This is a genomic window from Pseudomonas sp. LBUM1645, assembly GCF_059716185.1.
The window spans coordinates 6,494,815-6,510,892 of the sequence record NZ_CP166811.1; the positions used below are offsets into that span (position 1 = coordinate 6,494,815).

A 16,078-nucleotide genomic window follows, 5' to 3' on the forward strand; every position below is an offset into this window, starting at 1 on the left:
TACTGAGGGCCTATAGCTCAGTTGGTTAGAGCAGAGGACTCATAATCCTTTGGTCCACGGTTCAAGTCCGTGTGGGCCCACCAAACAAGAAAGCCGCGCATTGCGCGGCTTTTTCGTACCTGATGTTTAATGCAGTTTGCTTGTAAGCGCTCCATGAACCCCACATTTTAAAGGTGGGCTCATGAAACGCTTACCTTCAACTGCTAGAAGCAACAGCTAACGCCGGAATGACCTGCACGGGCCGCATCCGTTCAAGCATTTCCCCCGTCAGAACGACCTCATACGTATCCGCCGCCCTACCCCACTGCTCCACGATGACCATGCCGTCTACCACTGCCCCTCCCAACTCGGTAATCGTATCGGCCAATGCCTCGACGATTTTTTGAGTCCGAAACCACACGCGATCGGTGATCTCTTTCAGCTCCGCCTCTATTCGGTCAGACGAAGCCGGATCCGTATCGGGGTAGGCGATATTGCGCAGCAAGTGCCGTAACTCCCTTATTTTTGCGTAATCCTGTTCAGCCCCAAGCTCTCCTTTGAGGATGGCTGTCGCTTTCGACTTATCAACGCGTTTTTCGGACGAATGTTTTGAAGTTAATGCCTGCCCCATAGCGCCAGCAAAGAGGACCATCATCCGCGCTTCCAGATGTTCCTTCATTTCTTCCATCGACGAAATTGACCGCACCAAGGTGATGGAAGCGCCCCCTTGATGCCGCAAGTCCATGGTCACAGTCAGGGTCACGCCCCCCGTAGCAAACCCCAGGGCACGGGCCATGACGTAGTGCCCGATTTCGTGATGTGCAATCTGCAATGCATGGTCCCGTATAGCGGGAGGCATCTTGTTCGTCATTTCAATCGCCTCGCATCCCTCGATTTCGCACTCGACTGCAGGAGAATTCCTAATTTGAAGAGGCTCTTTTCTGAGAGCTCTATTTATTGCCGCATAACGATTCCAACCCATATGAACCGCTGAGACAGGTAGCTCCAAGGCATGAAAAGATAAGGCTCTCCAACACGAAAACAATTCGAGAGACCTGATGCAAAACACTGTACATCCGCCTATCGACCGATCAGCAAAAAACTTGCAAAGCGAAGCGGTTGTACCTAGTCTTTCCCGCAACACACCCGCCATGCCTATGGTTGCGTCAGCAGCTAAGCACAAATTGCGCGGGTTTTTTTTGTCTGGAGTTTTTAAGGCATGAGGGTCTTTCATAAACCAGTGATCGATATCACTGCGCAGATAGAACTCCTCAAGCAGCGCGGTCTGCAAATTCAGGATGAGACTCGCGCTCGATATTTTTTGCAGGCTGTCAGCTTCTTTCGCCTCACACCCTACATGCGCACCTTTCAGCAAGCTGAGGATCAAAATCATCCGTTCCGCAAAGGTGCAGGATTCCGCGATCTGACATCTCTCTATGATTTCGACCGTAGGCTGCGTTTACTTGCCATGGACGCCATTGAGCGCGTCGAAGTTGCCGTTCGCTCATTGATCAGTAACCACATGGGGCCCAACCATGGCGGACATTGGTACATGGACACTCGGTTGTTTCAGCACACCTACGACCACGCTCGGTTGCTGGAAACCCTACGCACCAAGCAAAACACCGCCAAACGCGACTACGAAAAGGAATGCCAACGGATAGATCGCCTGCAAACCGATACACAGCGAAAAGATCATCTCAAACGCCAACGTGCGAAAGAAAACTACGCGCGGCACTATCCAGTAACGTACGACCAGCCGTCACTGATGCCAGGATGGGCCATGCTGGAAGAGTTGACCTTAGGTGATTTGTCACACCTCTACAAAGGTCTCGCCCGAGACGCCGACAAGAAAGTTATCGCTAAATGCCTGGAACTGCCTGCACCGCTGTTGCAGTCATGGCTGCATACCCTGACCACCATCCGCAACATTTGCGCCCATCACGCGCGGCTGTGGAATCGAGAACTGGGTATACGACCGGAACTGCCGAAAAAAACCAGCTTTCAATGGCCACAGACATTACTTCAACAGGGACAGCATCCACGGATTTTTTCGGTTCTGTGCATTCTCAATCACCTGATGCACCAAGTGAGCCCACATACCAGTTGGGATCGCCGTTTATTAGAGCTGATGCAGGAGTTTCCCAACCTTGATCAGCGCGCAATGGGGTTTCCGCAGGATTGGCATCAGGACCCGTTCTGGCAGGTAACGGAGTAAGTTCAAGCAACGAAAAAGCCGCGCAATTGCGCGGCTTTTTCGTACCTGCGATTCAGCCTTTACTTCGGCAACGCATACGCAATCACGTAGTCCCCCCGATCCGTTGACTGACGCGCACCGCCAACGGTAAGCAGGATGTACTGCTTGCCGGTCTTGGGCGAGACGTAAGTCATCGGGCCGGACTGGCTGCCGACGGGCAAGCGGGCCTTCCAGATTTCGTTGCCGTTGCCGGTATCGAAGGCGCGCAGATAGAAGTCCTGGGTGCCGGCGAAGAACAGCAGGCCCGACTGGGTGGCCAGGGAAGCGCCGAGGGTCGGCATGCCGATCGGGATCGGCAGGTGCATGCGGATGCCCAGCGGGCCGGTGTCTTGCACGGTGCCGACCGGAACTTGCCACATCAGTTTGTGGGTCTTGAGGTCGATGGCGGACATCGTGCCGAATGGCGGTTTCTGGCACGGAATGCCGGCCGCCGAAAGGAAGCGTTCGCGCATCGCACCGAACGGCGTGCCTTCCTGTGGCACCACACCCATTTCGATACCACTGGCCCCGGCGGCGATCTTGTTGCGCGGGATCATGTAGTTGGCCAGGCCCAGGCGCATGTCGTTGACGAACATGTAATTGGTGTTCGGATCAACCGAAACGCTGCCCCAGTTCATGCCGCCCAATGAACCCGGGAATTGCAAGGCGCGGTCCATGCCCGGCGGGGTGTAGACGCCTTCGTGGCGCATGCCCTTGAACTGGATGCGACACATCAATTGATCGAACGGAGTCGCGCCCCACATGTCGGACTCGGTCAGTGTCTTGTTGCCGATTGACGGCATGTCCACCGAGAACGGCTGGGTCGGCGAGTAGCGTTCGCCGGGCACGTTGCCCTGAGGCACCTGGCGCTCTTCGACGCGCGCGATCGGCACACCGGTTTCACGGTTGAGCAGGAAGATCTCGCCCTGCTTGGTGACTTGCGCCAAGGCTGGCTGCATTCCACCCTTCTCGTCCGGTACGTCGTACAGCAGCGGTTGCGCAGGCAGGTCGAAGTCCCACAGATCATGGTGAGTGGTCTGGAAATGCCAGCGCACCTGACCGGTCTTCACGTCGATGGCGACGATGGACGAGTTCCACTTGTCGTCGAACTCCGTACGTTGACCGCCAAAGAAGTCCGGGGTGGCGTTGCCGGTTGGCAGGTAAACCAGACCGAGTTTGGCGTCGTAGGACATGGCCGACCAGACGTTCGGTGTACCACGGGTGTAGGTCTCACCGGCAGGCGGACGTTTGGTGGTGTTCGGGTTACCCGGATCCCACGCCCACATCAGCTCACCACTGCGCACGTCGTAGGCGCGAACCACACCTGGCGGTTCGCCGGTGGAGTAGTTATCGGCGACGCGACCACCGACGATTACCACGTCACCTGCGACCAATGGGGTCGAGGTTTGTTGGTAGTAGCCGGGTTTCACTTCGCCCATATCGGTTGTCAGGTCGACGGTACCTTTGTTGCCAAACTCTTCGCAGGGTTTGCCGGTTTCAGCATTGATCGCGATCAGACGCGCATCGCCGGTCGGCAGAAACAGACGCTTCGTACAGGCCGTTGGCTGATTGTCTGAAGACGCAGGGGTTTCGGAGTAACCCAGACCCCGGCAGCGTTGCCAGTTTGGCGCAGAGCCTGGCGGGTCGAATTTCCAGCGCTGGGCGCCGGTGTCGGCATCCAGGGCGAAAACTTTGCCGTAAGCGGTGCAGGTGTAGACCGTGTCGCCGATTTGCAGTGGTGTGTTCTGGTCCTCGGCACCGGCGCCAGTACTTTGTGGGATGTCGCCGGTGCGGAAGGTCCAGGCGACTTGCAGCTTGTCGATATTGCCCTTGTTGATCTGGTCCAGCGCGGCAAAACGGTTGCCAGCGGTGGTGTTGCCCCAATGGGCCCAGTCTTTCTGCTCGGTGCCAGGCGCGACCGGTGTCACCGCAGGCTCACTGCTGGCCTTGACCACATGGGTCGGCACAAACATGTAGGCCAGCGTTGCGACGACACCTACACCCAGAATGCCGGCCAGACCGTACGCGCCACGGCCCGCGGTCGCGCCCGAAGCACGCACCAGCGTCGGATAGATCAGCGCAACAACCAGACCGATCACGACAAACATCAGCACCCGCGAGACCAACGGCCAGTATTCCAAACCGGTGTCCCACACCGCCCAGATCGCGGTAAGGATCAACGCCAAACCATACAGCCACGCACCTTGCGGCTTACGACGGGCGATCATCAACCCGGAAACCAGCATCGCCAGGCCCATCAGCAGGAAATACCCGCTACCGCCGAGCGAGACCAGATAGCCGCCGCCACCGGCCAGGCCGAGCCCGATCAACGCAATCAGGACACCCAGCCCCAACAGCAACCATTTGCCGCCGCCGGCAGCCCCAGAATTATTCATGTCGGAAATTTTCCCCATTTGTGACAAGCGAGGAATAATGTACTACCTAGTTACTTATGGCAATTTGTCGCAGGTAAAAATGTCCTGAACGGTACTGAAGCTAGATCAAACATCCGCTGTGAGAGATGTGCCTGTAACATGCCAACCCATTGATCTGTGCCGCTGGAGACGACCTTTGCCTGACACTCGCCCGCCCGTTCTTGACGAAATCGACCGCCAATTGATTGCAGCCCTGCAGATCAATGCCCGCGAGAGCGTGGCCATGCTCGCCCGCCAATTGGGCATCGCCCGCACCACCGTGACTTCGCGGTTGGCACGTCTGGAAAAGGCCAAAGTGATCACCGGCTACGGCGTGCGTTTGGGTCAACGTGTCGTGGATGGTGGCTTGCAGGCGTACGTCGGGATCACGGTGCAACCGCGCTCGGGCAAAGAAGTGTTGCGACGTCTCAGCGCGATGGCTCAGGTGCAGCAGTTGTGTGCGGTCAGTGGCGAATTTGATTACGTGGCGTGGTTGCGCACCGATTCACCGGAGCAGCTGGATCAGTTGCTGGATCAGATCGGTAGTGTGGATGGGGTGGAGAAGACGACTACGTCGATCATCTTGAGTAGCAAGATTGATCGGGGGCAGCCGGTTTGAGTTTTTGCCGATAGCTCTTTGGTGTCTGGGAGGGCCTCATCGCGAGCAAGCTCGGCTCCCACATTGACGGTGTGTAGCAATCCATCGTCATTCTGATCAAACAATTAGCAAAACGACGACACATTGCGTCTTATTAACGTGTTCTACGCTCTCTAGAATGGCTGCCATCTTTTCCTATACTCAGACGCGCACTCCGCGTCCGGTCGCCAGCAAGGTCAGCCATGAACAAGAACAATCGCCATCCTGCAGACGGTAAAAAACCAGTCACCATTTTTGGTCCGGACTTTCCCTTCGCCTTCGACGACTGGATCGAGCACCCGGCCGGTCTGGGCAGCATCCCTGCGCACAATCATGGCGCTGAGGTCGCGATCGTCGGTGCCGGCATCGCAGGCTTAGTGGCAGCGTACGAATTGATGAAACTGGGCCTCAAACCCGTCGTCTACGAAGCCTCGAAAATGGGCGGCCGTCTGCGCTCCCAGGCATTCAACGGCGCTGAAGGCATCATCGCCGAACTCGGCGGCATGCGTTTCCCGGTGTCTTCCACCGCGTTTTATCACTACGTCGACAAGCTCGGCCTTGAAACCAAACCTTTCCCGAACCCGCTGACGCCTGCCTCGGGCAGCACGGTGATCGACCTCGAAGGTCAGACCCATTACGCACAAAAACTGGCGGATCTTCCTGCACTGTTCCAGGAAGTCGCCGACGCCTGGGCCGACGCGCTGGAAGCCGGTTCGCAGTTCTCTGACATCCAGCAAGCGATCCGCGACCGCGATGTACCGCGCCTCAAAGAGCTGTGGAACACCCTCGTTCCGCTGTGGGACGACCGCACCTTCTACGACTTCGTTGCCACTTCCAAAGCCTTCGCCAAACTCTCGTTCCATCACCGCGAAGTGTTTGGTCAGGTCGGTTTCGGCACCGGCGGCTGGGACTCGGACTTCCCGAACTCGATGCTGGAAATCTTCCGTGTGGTCATGACCAACTGCGACGATCACCAGCACTTGGTGGTCGGCGGCGTGGAACAAGTGCCGTTGGGGATCTGGCGTCATGTGCCGGAGCGTTGCGTGCACTGGCCGGAAGGCACCAGCCTCAGCTCCCTGCACAACGGCGCACCGCGTACCGGCGTGAAAAAAATTGCCCACGCGGCAGACGGGCGCTTTGCCGTCACCGATAACTGGGGCGACACCCGCGAATACGCAGCGGTGCTGACCACCTGCCAGAGCTGGCTGCTGACCACCCAGATCGAATGCGACGAAACCCTGTTCTCGCAAAAGATGTGGATGGCCCTCGACCGCACCCGCTACATGCAATCGTCGAAAACTTTCGTGATGGTCGACCGGCCATTCTGGAAGGACAAGGATCCGGAAACCGGCCGCGACCTGATGAGCATGACCCTCACCGATCGCCTGACCCGCGGCACCTACCTCTTCGACAACGGCGACGACAAGCCGGGCGTAATTTGCCTGTCGTACTCGTGGATGAGCGACGCGTTGAAAATGCTTCCGCAACCCGTGGAAAAACGCGTGAAACTGGCGCTGGATGCGTTGAAGAAGATCTACCCGAAAGTCGACATCGCCGCGCGAATCATTGGCGATCCGATCACCGTGTCCTGGGAGGCGGACCCGCATTTCCTCGGTGCATTCAAAGGCGCACTGCCCGGCCATTACCGCTACAACCAACGCATGTACGCGCACTTCATGCAGGCTGACATGCCGGCCGAGCAGCGCGGGATTTTCATCGCCGGCGACGACGTTTCGTGGACGCCTGCATGGGTCGAAGGCGCTGTGCAGACCTCGCTCAATGCGGTGTGGGGCATCATGAAACACTTCGGCGGTGAAACTCACGCCGAGAACCCGGGTCCAGGAGATGTGTTCAACGAGATCGGTCCGATCGCCCTGCCCGAGTAAGAGGAATCCGAAATGCGCGTAGCCCTTTACCAATGTCCACCGCTGCCCCTGGATGTCGCAGGCAATCTGCAACGCCTGCATCAATTGGCGCTGGAGGCCAAGGGCGCGGATTTGCTGGTGCTGCCGGAGATGTTTTTGACCGGCTACAACATCGGCCTCGATGCCGTCAGCGTGCTGGCGGAAGTGCACAACGGTGAGTCGGCGCAGCAGATCGCGCGCATCGCCAAAACGGCCGGGATCGCCATTTTGTATGGCTATCCCGAGCGCACCGAGGATGGGCAGATCTACAACGCCGTGCAGTTGATCGACGCCAATGGCGAACGCCTGTGCAACTACCGCAAGACTCACCTGTTTGGCGACCTCGATCACTCGATGTTCAGCGCCGGGCCGGATGAGTTTCCGTTGGTTGAACTCAATGGCTGGAAGCTCGGCTTCCTGATCTGCTACGACCTGGAGTTCCCGGAAAACGCCCGGCGCCTGGCCCTGGCCGGCGCCGAGCTGATCCTGGTGCCGACGGCGAACATGATTCCTTACGACTTCATCGCCGACGTCACCGTCCGCGCCCGGGCCTTCGAAAACCAGTGCTATGTGGCTTATGCCAACTATTGCGGCAACGAAGGCGAGATCCAGTATTGCGGCCAGAGCAGCATTGCCGCACCGGATGGCAGCCGCATCGCCCAGGCAGGCCTCGATGAAGCGCTGATTGTCGGTGAGCTGGATCGTCAGTTGATGGTCGATTCTCGCGCCGCCAATCGCTACTTCCTCGATCGTCGTCCCGAGCTTTACAGCGAGCTGAACAAGCGCTGATCCATCGTTATCCGCTAGCATTGGCACTTCTCTGCTCTGGAAGTGCTCATGCCTGCGCTGAATCACCCCCACCTTCACACTGAAACCCTGGCCAACGGCCTGCGGGTGACGCTGCGTCATGCTCCTGATTTGAAACGTAGCGCTGCTGTGTTGCGGGTCGCTGCTGGCAGCCATGACGTGCCGCTGGCCTGGCCCGGACTGGCGCACTTTCTCGAACACCTGCTGTTTCTCGGTACAGAGCGCTTTCCCGCAGACCAAGCACTGATGGCCTACGTCCAGAGTCATGGCGGTCAGGTGAATGCGCGGACCAGCGAACGCACCACGGATTACTTTTTCGAGTTACCGCCTCAGGCGTTTACCGGGGGACTGGAACGTCTGTCTGACATGCTCGCTCATCCACGTATGAACCCGGACGATCAGCGGCGGGAGCGGGAAGTGCTGCACGCAGAGTTTGTCGCCTGGTCTCGGGATACGACCGCTCAGCAGAAATTTGCGCTGTTCGACGGTCTTTCAGCGGCGCATCCGCTGCGGGCGTTTCACGCCGGCAACCGCTACAGCCTGCCGGTGCCGCAACCTGAGTTCCAGCAAGCCTTGCAGGATTTTTATCAGCGGTTTTATCAGACCGGACAGATGACCTTGAGCCTGACTGGGCCGCAGAGTCTCGATGAGTTGAGGGCGATGGCTCAGCGCTTTAGCGCTGCGATTCCCGTAGGGGAAAAAGTCCCGCAACAAGCACCTACATCGCTGATGGATTCTTCGGACAAAAGTTATCAACAGGCTGGAGCGCGTCGACTGGATCTGCTGTTTGCCTTCGACGCGTTGCCCGATTCATCGCCCGAGGCGCTGGCGTTCCTGTGTCATTGGCTGAACGCCGCGAAACCCGGTGGTCTGCTGGCGCAATTGCGCGAGCGCGGCTTGGCTGACAGCCTGAAAGCTGCGCCGTTGTATCAGTTCGCCGGCCAGGCTTTGTTGCACATCGAATTCACGCTGCCTGCCAACGCGACGCCCAACGGGATCCGCGAGCAGCTACTGGATTGGCTTGGATTCTTTGCCTCACAGCAACCCTGGACCGGGTTGCGCGAAGAATACGCCGCCCTGCTCCAACGCCAACAGCAAGTCAGCGGCGCCCTGCAACTGGCCCGACTGGACAGCGAACAGCATGAAACAGGGTTATCCGAATCGGGCATTGCAGCCCTTAAGGAAGTCCTGAAACAAATCGGCGCTGTGGATAACTTCATCGGCCAATGGCAACTGCCCACACCTAATCCGTTTTTACGCGCAGAGGTTCCGGCCCCAAGTGCCGGGCTGATCCGCGGCCAAACCAGCAAACACCGAGGCTTGCGGACCTTTGCTCAGGATCGTTCACGCGGTCGTCGTGAACGGTCGCCCATGCAGTTCAGTCAGGCGTTGCCGGATAACAGTGCCGAAGGTGCCGTTTACCTGCGCTGGCGTCTGGACTCGGCACCTCGCAGCAACGTTCAGATGAGCCTGGAAAACCGCCTTCAGCCGTTGCGTGAAGACGCTCGTCAGGCAGGTGTCGATTTTTCCTTCAGCGCATCAGGCAATGAATGGCTGCTGAAAATGACCGGGCTACAGGAGCCGATGCCGACCGTCCTCGAACATGCGCTGAAAGAACTGACAACACCTGATGCCGGTTTCTCGCAAGAAGTGCCGAGCGTTGCGTTGATGCCGATTCGACAGTTGCTTAAAGCGCTGCCCGATCACTGCCTTGAGCGCACCGCTGACTCGGACGATTTGATCCAGCTTTGGTCGAGCGCACGCTGGGATGGTCTGGCGACCGGCCTGTCCGCCCAGACACAAGCGGCGATGGGCCTTGCCTTGAGTCGTGTGCCAGGCACTGCGGACAATCAACTGACGCCGCCCTCGCCGATAAACGCGCAGCATCTGTGGAGCGCGGTCGATACCGGGTCCAGCGAACACGCCTTGTTGCTCTTCTGCCCGACGGCAACTGCAAACATCGCTGACGAAGCCGCATGGCGCTTGCTGGCTCACGTCTGCCAGACGCCGTTTTACCAACGCCTGCGGGTAGAACTGCAGCTCGGCTATGCGGTGTTCAGCGCCCTGCGGCAGATCCATGGGCAGACCGGACTGTTGTTCGGCGTGCAATCACCCAGCGTCGCCCCTCTGGATCTGCTGGAACACATCGAACACTTCCTGAGCGGATTGGCCGGGATGATCGAAGACATCAATGACGAGACCTTCATCGACCAGCGCCAGACACTGGCCGATCAATTCAATAGCGCGGCGCTGCCCAATGCGCAGGCCGCCGAACTGCTCTGGCAGGGCAAACTGGCCGGCCACTCGTCGGAATATCTGACTCAACTGCCTCAGGCAATTCTGGTGATCGACCGCGAAACGTTACTGGTCGCCGCACAACGACTGAATCAGGCCGAAGGCGGTTGGCGCTGTCTGGCCAGCGGGCCGTGCCCGGCTTCGCCTTGGCAAGCGGCAAAATGATCATTACCGGTGCTGCAATTAGCTTTCTCAAAGATTCCCGGCCAATCGCCCTGTAATTTTGAGTAACATAGCCACCTAACTATCTGAACATCTCCGGCTGGAGGTGGACTATATGTATAGACCTCAACTGTCCCATCACCTGAAGGAGCGCTCCTATGTCCTGGTCCAAACCTGCTTACACCGACCTGCGTATCGGCTTTGAAGTCACCATGTACTTCGCAAGCCGCTAATCTTTTTGTAGCGCAGTGCAACGCCTCGGCTCGCCGAGGCGTTTTTATTTTCAGTATTCGAAAGATGGAGCGGCCATGTTTGTCCAGATTCTAGGTTCCGCCGCTGGCGGTGGTTTCCCCCAGTGGAACTGCAACTGCGTGAACTGCGCAGGTTTTCGCGATGGCAGCCTGAACGCCAAAGCGCGGACCCAGTCGTCCATCGCAATTTCCGATAACGGCGTGAACTGGGTGTTGTGCAACGCCTCGCCGGACATCCGCGCCCAACTCCAGAGCTTCGCCCCGATGCAACCGGGCCGAGCCCTGCGCGATACCGGCATCAACGCGATCATCCTGATGGACAGCCAGATCGACCACACCACCGGCCTGCTTAGCCTGCGCGAAGGTTGCCCGCACCAGGTCTGGTGCACCGACATGGTCCACGAAGACCTGAGCACCGGTTTCCCGCTGTTCACCATGCTGACCCACTGGAACGGCGGGCTGACCTGGAACCAGATCGAGCTCGACCGCAGCTTCACCATTCCGGCCTGCCCGAGCCTGCGCTTCACCCCCTTGCCACTGCGCAGCGCCGCACCGCCGTACTCGCCGCACCGCTTCGACCCGCACCCCGGCGACAACATCGGCCTGATCGTTGAGGACCTCAACACCGGCGGCAAACTGTTCTACGCACCGGGCCTGGGCAAGGTCGACGCCCCGCTGCTGGAAATCATGGCCGGCAGCGATTGCCTGCTGGTGGACGGCACGATGTGGGATGACGACGAAATGCAGCGTCGTGGCGTCGGCACCCGTACCGGCCGGGAAATGGGCCACCTGGCACAGAACGGCCCCGGCGGCATGCTGGAAGTGCTGGAACAACTGCCCAAGCAGCGCAAAGTGCTTATCCACATCAACAACACCAACCCGATTCTTGATGAGGATTCGCCAGAGCGTGCAGAACTGGCTCGGCGCAATGTTGAAGTGGCGTATGACGGCATGAGTATTGTGCTTTAAGAGCCGAGACCGCTGCGCGGTCTATCGCGAGCACTACACACCTACGGTTGTTCCCGGAGAACCGAAATGACTGACACAGCAATGTCCCCCGCCGAGTTCGAAGCAGCCCTGCGCGCCAAGGGCGCCTATTACCACATCTATCACCCGTATCACGTGGCGATGTACGAAGGCCGGGCAACGCGCGAGCAGATCCAGGGCTGGGTGGCCAACCGTTTCTATTATCAAGTGAACATTCCACTCAAGGACGCCGCGATCCTCGCCAACTGCCCGGACCGCGAGATTCGTCGTGAGTGGATTCAGCGTTTGCTCGACCATGACGGCGCCCCCGGCGAAGACGGCGGCATCGAAGCCTGGCTGCGCCTGGGCCAGGCCGTCGGCCTCGACCCGGATCAGCTACGCTCGCAGGAATTGGTACTGCCCGGCGTGCGATTTGCCGTCGATGCCTACGTCAACTTCGCCCGCCGTGCCAGTTGGCAGGAAGCCGCCAGCAGCTCGCTGACCGAACTGTTTGCGCCGCAGATCCACCAGTCGCGCCTCGACAGCTGGCCGCAGCATTACCCGTGGATCGACCCGGCTGGTTACGAGTATTTCCGCACCCGGCTGGGTCAGGCACGCCGCGATGTGGAACACGGCTTGGCGATCACTTTGCAGCACTACACGACGCGGGCCGGCCAAGAGCGCATGCTGGAAATTCTCCAGTTCAAACTCGACATCCTTTGGAGCATGCTCGATGCCATGAGCATGGCCTACGAACTGAAACGCCCGCCGTATCACAGCGTGACCGAGCAACGGGTCTGGCATAAAGGAATCACCTTATGAGTTTTGATCGCAGCAAGACCCCGACCTGGCGTCAGGGCTACCGCTACCAGTACGAACCGGCGCAGAAAGGTCATGTGCTGCTCTACCCGGAAGGCATGATCAAACTCAACGAAAGCGCCGCACTGATCGGCGGTTTGATCGACGGCGAGCGTGACGTCGCGGCGATCATCGCCGAACTGGACGCGCAGTTCCCCGGCGTGCCCGAGCTCGGTGACGACATCGAGCAATTCATGGAGGTCGCCCGTGCTCAGCACTGGATCGAACTTGCCTGATTCCGCGTCAGACAATTTACCACCCAAGCCCGAAATCGGCCTGCCGCTGTGGCTGCTGGCCGAGCTGACCTATCGCTGCCCGTTGCAATGCCCGTACTGCTCCAATCCGCTGGACTTCGCCGAGCAAGGCAAAGAGCTGAGCACCGAACAGTGGATCAAAGTGTTCCGCGAAGCGCGGGAAATGGGCGCGGCGCAGTTAGGCTTTTCCGGCGGCGAACCGCTGGTGCGCCAGGACCTCGCCGAGCTGATCACCGAGGCGCGCAAGCTGGGGTTCTACACCAATCTGATCACCTCCGGCATCGGCCTGACCGAGCAGAAAATCAGCGACTTCAAGAAGGCCGGCCTGGACCACATTCAGATCAGCTTTCAGGCCAGCGACGAGCAAGTGAACAACTTGCTGGCCGGCTCGAAAAAAGCCTTCGCCCAAAAGCTGGAAATGGCCCGCGCAGTGAAAGCCCACGGCTATCCGATGGTGCTGAACTTCGTGACCCATCGGCACAACATCGACAAGATCGACCGGATCATCGAGCTGTGCATCGCCCTTGAGGCGGACTTCGTCGAACTCGCCACGTGCCAGTTCTACGGTTGGGCGCAGCTCAATCGGGTCGGTCTGTTGCCGACCAAGGAACAACTGGTCCGCGCCGAACGCATCACCAACGAATACCGCGCCAAACTCGAAGCCGAAGGGCACCCGTGCAAGCTGATTTTCGTCACCCCTGACTATTACGAAGAGCGCCCGAAAGCCTGCATGAATGGCTGGGGCAGTATTTTTCTGACAGTCACACCGGACGGAACCGCTCTACCTTGTCACGGCGCCCGACAGATGCCGGTGCAGTTTCCCAACGTGCGCGACCACAGCATGCAGCACATTTGGTACGACTCCTTCGGCTTCAACCGCTTTCGCGGTTACGACTGGATGCCCGAGCCGTGCCGTTCCTGCGACGAGAAAGAAAAAGACTTCGGCGGCTGTCGCTGCCAGGCATTCATGCTCACGGGGGACGCGAGCAACGCCGACCCGGTGTGCAGCAAGTCGGAACATCACGGCGTGATCCTCAAGGCTCGCGAAGAAGCCGAACACGCGACCCAGACCATTGAACAATTGGCCTTTCGCAATGAACGAAATTCACGACTCATCGCTAAAAGCTGAACCCTTCAGCGCTGCCAAGGCTGTTGCGGCCGGCATCGACTTCGCCGAGTTGCAGGTCGGCCCACATGGCTTGTTCTGGAACGAGTACCGTCCCGAGGATGCCGCCTGTCGGATCTGGCATTGGCGTGACGGCCAGGCGCACTGCCTGACGCCAGCGGGCTTCAGTGCGCGCAGTCGCGTGTACGAATATGGCGGCGGCGCGTTCTGTCTGACCGATGACGGGATAGTGTTCGTCAACGAGGCGGACCAACAGCTGTATCGGCAGTCGCTGGCCGGCGAGACACCCGAGTTGCTGAGCTCAGGCGACTGCCGATACGGCGATCTGCAGTTCGCTAACGGGCAGGTATTGGCGGTTGAAGAAAACCGCGATCGGCATCGACTGGTGGCTATCGATGTGGCTGACGGGGTACGTCATCTGCTGGCCGAAGGCGCTGATTTCTATGCCGCGCCGACGTTGAGTCCCGACGCGCAACGACTGGCGTGGATCGAATGGAGCCGCCCGGATCAGCCATGGACCGCGACTCGCCTGATGGTTGCCGAACGCCAGAGCGATGGCCGTTTTGCTCTGCCGCGTTGCGTGGCGGGCGAAGACGCTGAGGAATCGCTGCAACAACCGAGGTTCGATACCAGCGGCCGTCTGTTTTGCCTGACAGATCGCGGCGGCTACTGGCAGCCCTGGGTGGAATCGGCAGACGGTCTGAGCCCACTTCCGAGTGCCGCCGCTGATCATGGACCAGCACCGTGGCAGCTGGGTGGCTGCACCTGGTTGCCGCTGAGCGAAGGCCGCTATCTGGCGAGCTGGACCGAAGACGGGTTTGGCAGACTGGGTATTTGTGGTGACGCCGGTGAAGATTTCACGGGTAATTACAGCCGCTTCCGGTCTCTCGCATTGGATGAGCAGTTCATTTACTGCATCGCCGCTTCGCCCGTCAGTTCGTCGGCAGTCATTGCCATCGACCGCCAGACCCGGCAGGTCAAAACACTGGCTGGCGGTATTGCACCGTTGCCTGCCGAGCAGATCAGCGTCCCGCAAACCCTGCGCTACCCGAGCGGTTCGGGCGAGGCGCACGGCTTCTTCTATCCAGCGATGACCGGTGATGCGAAACCGCCTCTGGTGGTGTTCATCCACGGCGGCCCGACATCGGCCTGCTACCCCATGCTCGATCCGCGTATCCAGTACTGGGCGCAACGTGGGTTCGCCGTGGCCGACCTTAACTACCGCGGCAGCAGTGGCTATGGCCGGGCTTATCGGCAAGCGCTGCATTTGAGCTGGGGTGAAGTAGATGTGGAAGACGCTTGCGCAGTCGTCGCTCATCTTGCCGGTCGCGGACTGATCGACGGCAACCAGGCGTTTATTCGCGGCGGCAGTGCAGGTGGCTACACCACCCTTTGCGCATTGGCCTTTCACAACGTTTTCCGCGCTGGCGCCAGCCTGTATGGCGTCAGTGATCCTGTGGCGCTGAGCCGAACGACCCACAAGTTCGAAGGCGATTATCTGGATTGGCTGATCGGCGACCCGGTGCAGGATGCCGAACGCTACGCGGCTCGAACGCCGGTGCTGCACGCGGGCAACATCAGTGTTCCGGTGATTTTCTTTCAGGGAGAACTGGACGCTGTGGTGGTGCCGCAACAGACCCGCGACATGGTCACGGCGCTACAGGACAACGGCATTCTGGTTGAAGCGCATTACTACGCAGACGAACGCCATGGCTTTCGCAAGGCCGGCAATCAGGCCCATGCGCTGGAGCAGGAGTGGTTGTTTTATCGAAGGGTAATGGCGTTGGCGGAGTGAGATCGCAGCGCTCCATTCGCGGGCACGGCTTGCCCGCGAAAGCGATCTATCTGACGCCGCGAAACTCAGCGCTTGGCGATGATGTACACCGCATGCACGATCCCGGGGATGTAACCGCACAACGTCAGCAGAATGTTCAGCCAGAACGCCCCGGCGAAACCGACTTGCAGAAACACACCCAGTGGCGGCAACAGAATGGCGATGATGATGCGAATAAAGTCCATGGGGTCAGCTCCTGATTAAAGTTGGCTCGCGTGAGCCTACAGCTAATCGACCTTTGCCGTTCGTCAGGGTTCAGTTCTGTGACTTCCGAGCACCCAACCATCGCGGTGAGTTTCGCAGACAAAAAAACGCCCCACGCCAAAAGAATCAGGCATGGGGCGATGCGTTATAC

14 protein-coding genes and 1 tRNA gene are annotated in these 16,078 nt (G+C 59.1%); 12 read left to right on the forward strand and 3 right to left on the reverse strand.

Annotation, left to right across the window (positions count from 1 at the left end; genetic code table 11):
• Positions 1 to 6: 6 nt before the first annotated feature.
• Positions 7 to 83: transfer RNA gene (locus ACA079_RS29630), tRNA-Ile, on the forward strand.
• 113 nt (positions 84 to 196) lie between these two features.
• On the opposite strand, the gene ACA079_RS29635 is transcribed toward ACA079_RS29630, so the two are convergent.
• A complete protein-coding gene (locus ACA079_RS29635; protein WP_497701834.1) occupies positions 197 to 850 on the reverse strand; it encodes a peptidase M41 in 654 nt (217 codons plus the stop codon).
• A gap of 348 nt (positions 851 to 1,198) precedes the next feature.
• Between ACA079_RS29635 and ACA079_RS29640 the strand changes: the two genes are divergently transcribed.
• Positions 1,199 to 2,197: an Abi family protein gene (locus tag ACA079_RS29640; RefSeq protein WP_497701835.1), complete on the forward strand. Its 999-nt coding sequence runs from the start codon at positions 1,199 to 1,201 to the stop codon at positions 2,195 to 2,197.
• Between the two features lie 59 nt (positions 2,198 to 2,256).
• Here the strand turns inward: ACA079_RS29640 and ACA079_RS29645 are convergent, their stop codons facing one another.
• Positions 2,257 to 4,611 carry a glucose/quinate/shikimate family membrane-bound PQQ-dependent dehydrogenase gene (locus tag ACA079_RS29645; protein ID WP_497701836.1) on the reverse strand — a complete coding sequence of 785 codons (2,355 nt, stop codon included), beginning with the start codon at positions 4,609 to 4,611 and terminating at the stop codon, positions 2,257 to 2,259.
• A 175-nt stretch (positions 4,612 to 4,786) separates the two neighbouring features.
• Here ACA079_RS29645 and ACA079_RS29650 point away from each other — a divergent pair, with 175 nt between their 5' ends.
• From ACA079_RS29650 to ACA079_RS29695, 10 genes are all read left to right on the forward strand, one after another.
• The gene (locus ACA079_RS29650; protein WP_007980298.1) at positions 4,787 to 5,248 is read left to right on the forward strand and encodes an Lrp/AsnC family transcriptional regulator; all 462 of its coding nucleotides are present in this window, start codon (positions 4,787 to 4,789) and stop codon (positions 5,246 to 5,248) included.
• Positions 5,249 to 5,469: 221 nt separating this feature from the next.
• Entirely contained in the window at positions 5,470 to 7,152 is a 1,683-nt protein-coding gene (locus tag ACA079_RS29655) for a flavin monoamine oxidase family protein (protein WP_046045362.1), read from the forward strand.
• A 12-nt stretch (positions 7,153 to 7,164) separates the two neighbouring features.
• Positions 7,165 to 7,959 (forward strand): carbon-nitrogen hydrolase family protein, encoded by a 795-nt coding sequence (locus ACA079_RS29660; protein ID WP_497701837.1) that lies wholly within the window; start codon positions 7,165 to 7,167, stop codon positions 7,957 to 7,959.
• Positions 7,960 to 8,007: 48 nt separating this feature from the next.
• Positions 8,008 to 10,437, forward strand: a complete 2,430-nt coding sequence (gene pqqF / locus ACA079_RS29665) for a pyrroloquinoline quinone biosynthesis protein PqqF (RefSeq protein ID WP_497701838.1) — start codon at positions 8,008 to 8,010, stop codon at positions 10,435 to 10,437.
• 155 nt (positions 10,438 to 10,592) lie between these two features.
• A complete protein-coding gene (gene pqqA / locus ACA079_RS29670) occupies positions 10,593 to 10,667 on the forward strand; it encodes a pyrroloquinoline quinone precursor peptide PqqA (protein ID WP_009045898.1) in 75 nt (24 codons plus the stop codon).
• Between the two features lie 75 nt (positions 10,668 to 10,742).
• Entirely contained in the window at positions 10,743 to 11,654 is a 912-nt protein-coding gene (gene pqqB / locus ACA079_RS29675; RefSeq protein ID WP_497701839.1) for a pyrroloquinoline quinone biosynthesis protein PqqB, read from the forward strand.
• A 66-nt stretch (positions 11,655 to 11,720) separates the two neighbouring features.
• A complete protein-coding gene (gene pqqC / locus ACA079_RS29680; protein WP_140674669.1) occupies positions 11,721 to 12,473 on the forward strand; it encodes a pyrroloquinoline-quinone synthase PqqC in 753 nt (250 codons plus the stop codon).
• Positions 12,470 to 12,745 carry a pyrroloquinoline quinone biosynthesis peptide chaperone PqqD gene (gene pqqD / locus ACA079_RS29685; protein WP_415771827.1) on the forward strand — a complete coding sequence of 92 codons (276 nt, stop codon included), beginning with the start codon at positions 12,470 to 12,472 and terminating at the stop codon, positions 12,743 to 12,745. Before pqqC ends, pqqD begins: the two co-directional genes overlap by 4 nt.
• On the forward strand, positions 12,738 to 13,892 hold the full coding sequence (pqqE, locus tag ACA079_RS29690) for a pyrroloquinoline quinone biosynthesis protein PqqE (RefSeq protein ID WP_497704394.1): 1,155 nt from the start codon (positions 12,738 to 12,740) through the stop codon (positions 13,890 to 13,892). The genes pqqD and pqqE overlap by 8 nt, the downstream gene beginning before the upstream one ends.
• On the forward strand, positions 13,858 to 15,684 hold the full coding sequence (locus tag ACA079_RS29695) for an alpha/beta hydrolase family protein (RefSeq protein ID WP_497701840.1): 1,827 nt from the start codon (positions 13,858 to 13,860) through the stop codon (positions 15,682 to 15,684). The genes pqqE and ACA079_RS29695 overlap by 35 nt, the downstream gene beginning before the upstream one ends.
• Positions 15,685 to 15,749: 65 nt before the next feature.
• On the opposite strand, the gene ACA079_RS29700 is transcribed toward ACA079_RS29695, so the two are convergent.
• Positions 15,750 to 15,908, reverse strand: a complete 159-nt coding sequence (locus tag ACA079_RS29700; RefSeq protein WP_007904205.1) for a YqaE/Pmp3 family membrane protein — start codon at positions 15,906 to 15,908, stop codon at positions 15,750 to 15,752.
• Between the last annotated feature and the right edge of the window lie 170 nt (positions 15,909 to 16,078).

Coding starts and splice junctions, on each gene's coding strand:
- ACA079_RS29695 (WP_497701840.1), top strand. CDS start 13,858: ATGAACGAAATTCACGACTCATCGCTAAAAGCTGAACCCTTCAGCGCT.
- ACA079_RS29660 (WP_497701837.1), top strand. CDS start 7,165: ATGCGCGTAGCCCTTTACCAATGTCCACCGCTGCCCCTGGATGTCGCA.
- pqqD (WP_415771827.1), top strand. CDS start 12,470: ATGAGTTTTGATCGCAGCAAGACCCCGACCTGGCGTCAGGGCTACCGC.
- ACA079_RS29700 (WP_007904205.1), bottom strand. CDS start 15,908: ATGGACTTTATTCGCATCATCATCGCCATTCTGTTGCCGCCACTGGGT.
- ACA079_RS29645 (WP_497701836.1), bottom strand. CDS start 4,611: ATGAATAATTCTGGGGCTGCCGGCGGCGGCAAATGGTTGCTGTTGGGG.
- ACA079_RS29635 (WP_497701834.1), bottom strand. CDS start 850: ATGACGAACAAGATGCCTCCCGCTATACGGGACCATGCATTGCAGATT.
- ACA079_RS29640 (WP_497701835.1), top strand. CDS start 1,199: ATGAGGGTCTTTCATAAACCAGTGATCGATATCACTGCGCAGATAGAA.
- pqqF (WP_497701838.1), top strand. CDS start 8,008: ATGCCTGCGCTGAATCACCCCCACCTTCACACTGAAACCCTGGCCAAC.
- pqqC (WP_140674669.1), top strand. CDS start 11,721: ATGACTGACACAGCAATGTCCCCCGCCGAGTTCGAAGCAGCCCTGCGC.
- ACA079_RS29655 (WP_046045362.1), top strand. CDS start 5,470: ATGAACAAGAACAATCGCCATCCTGCAGACGGTAAAAAACCAGTCACC.
- pqqB (WP_497701839.1), top strand. CDS start 10,743: ATGTTTGTCCAGATTCTAGGTTCCGCCGCTGGCGGTGGTTTCCCCCAG.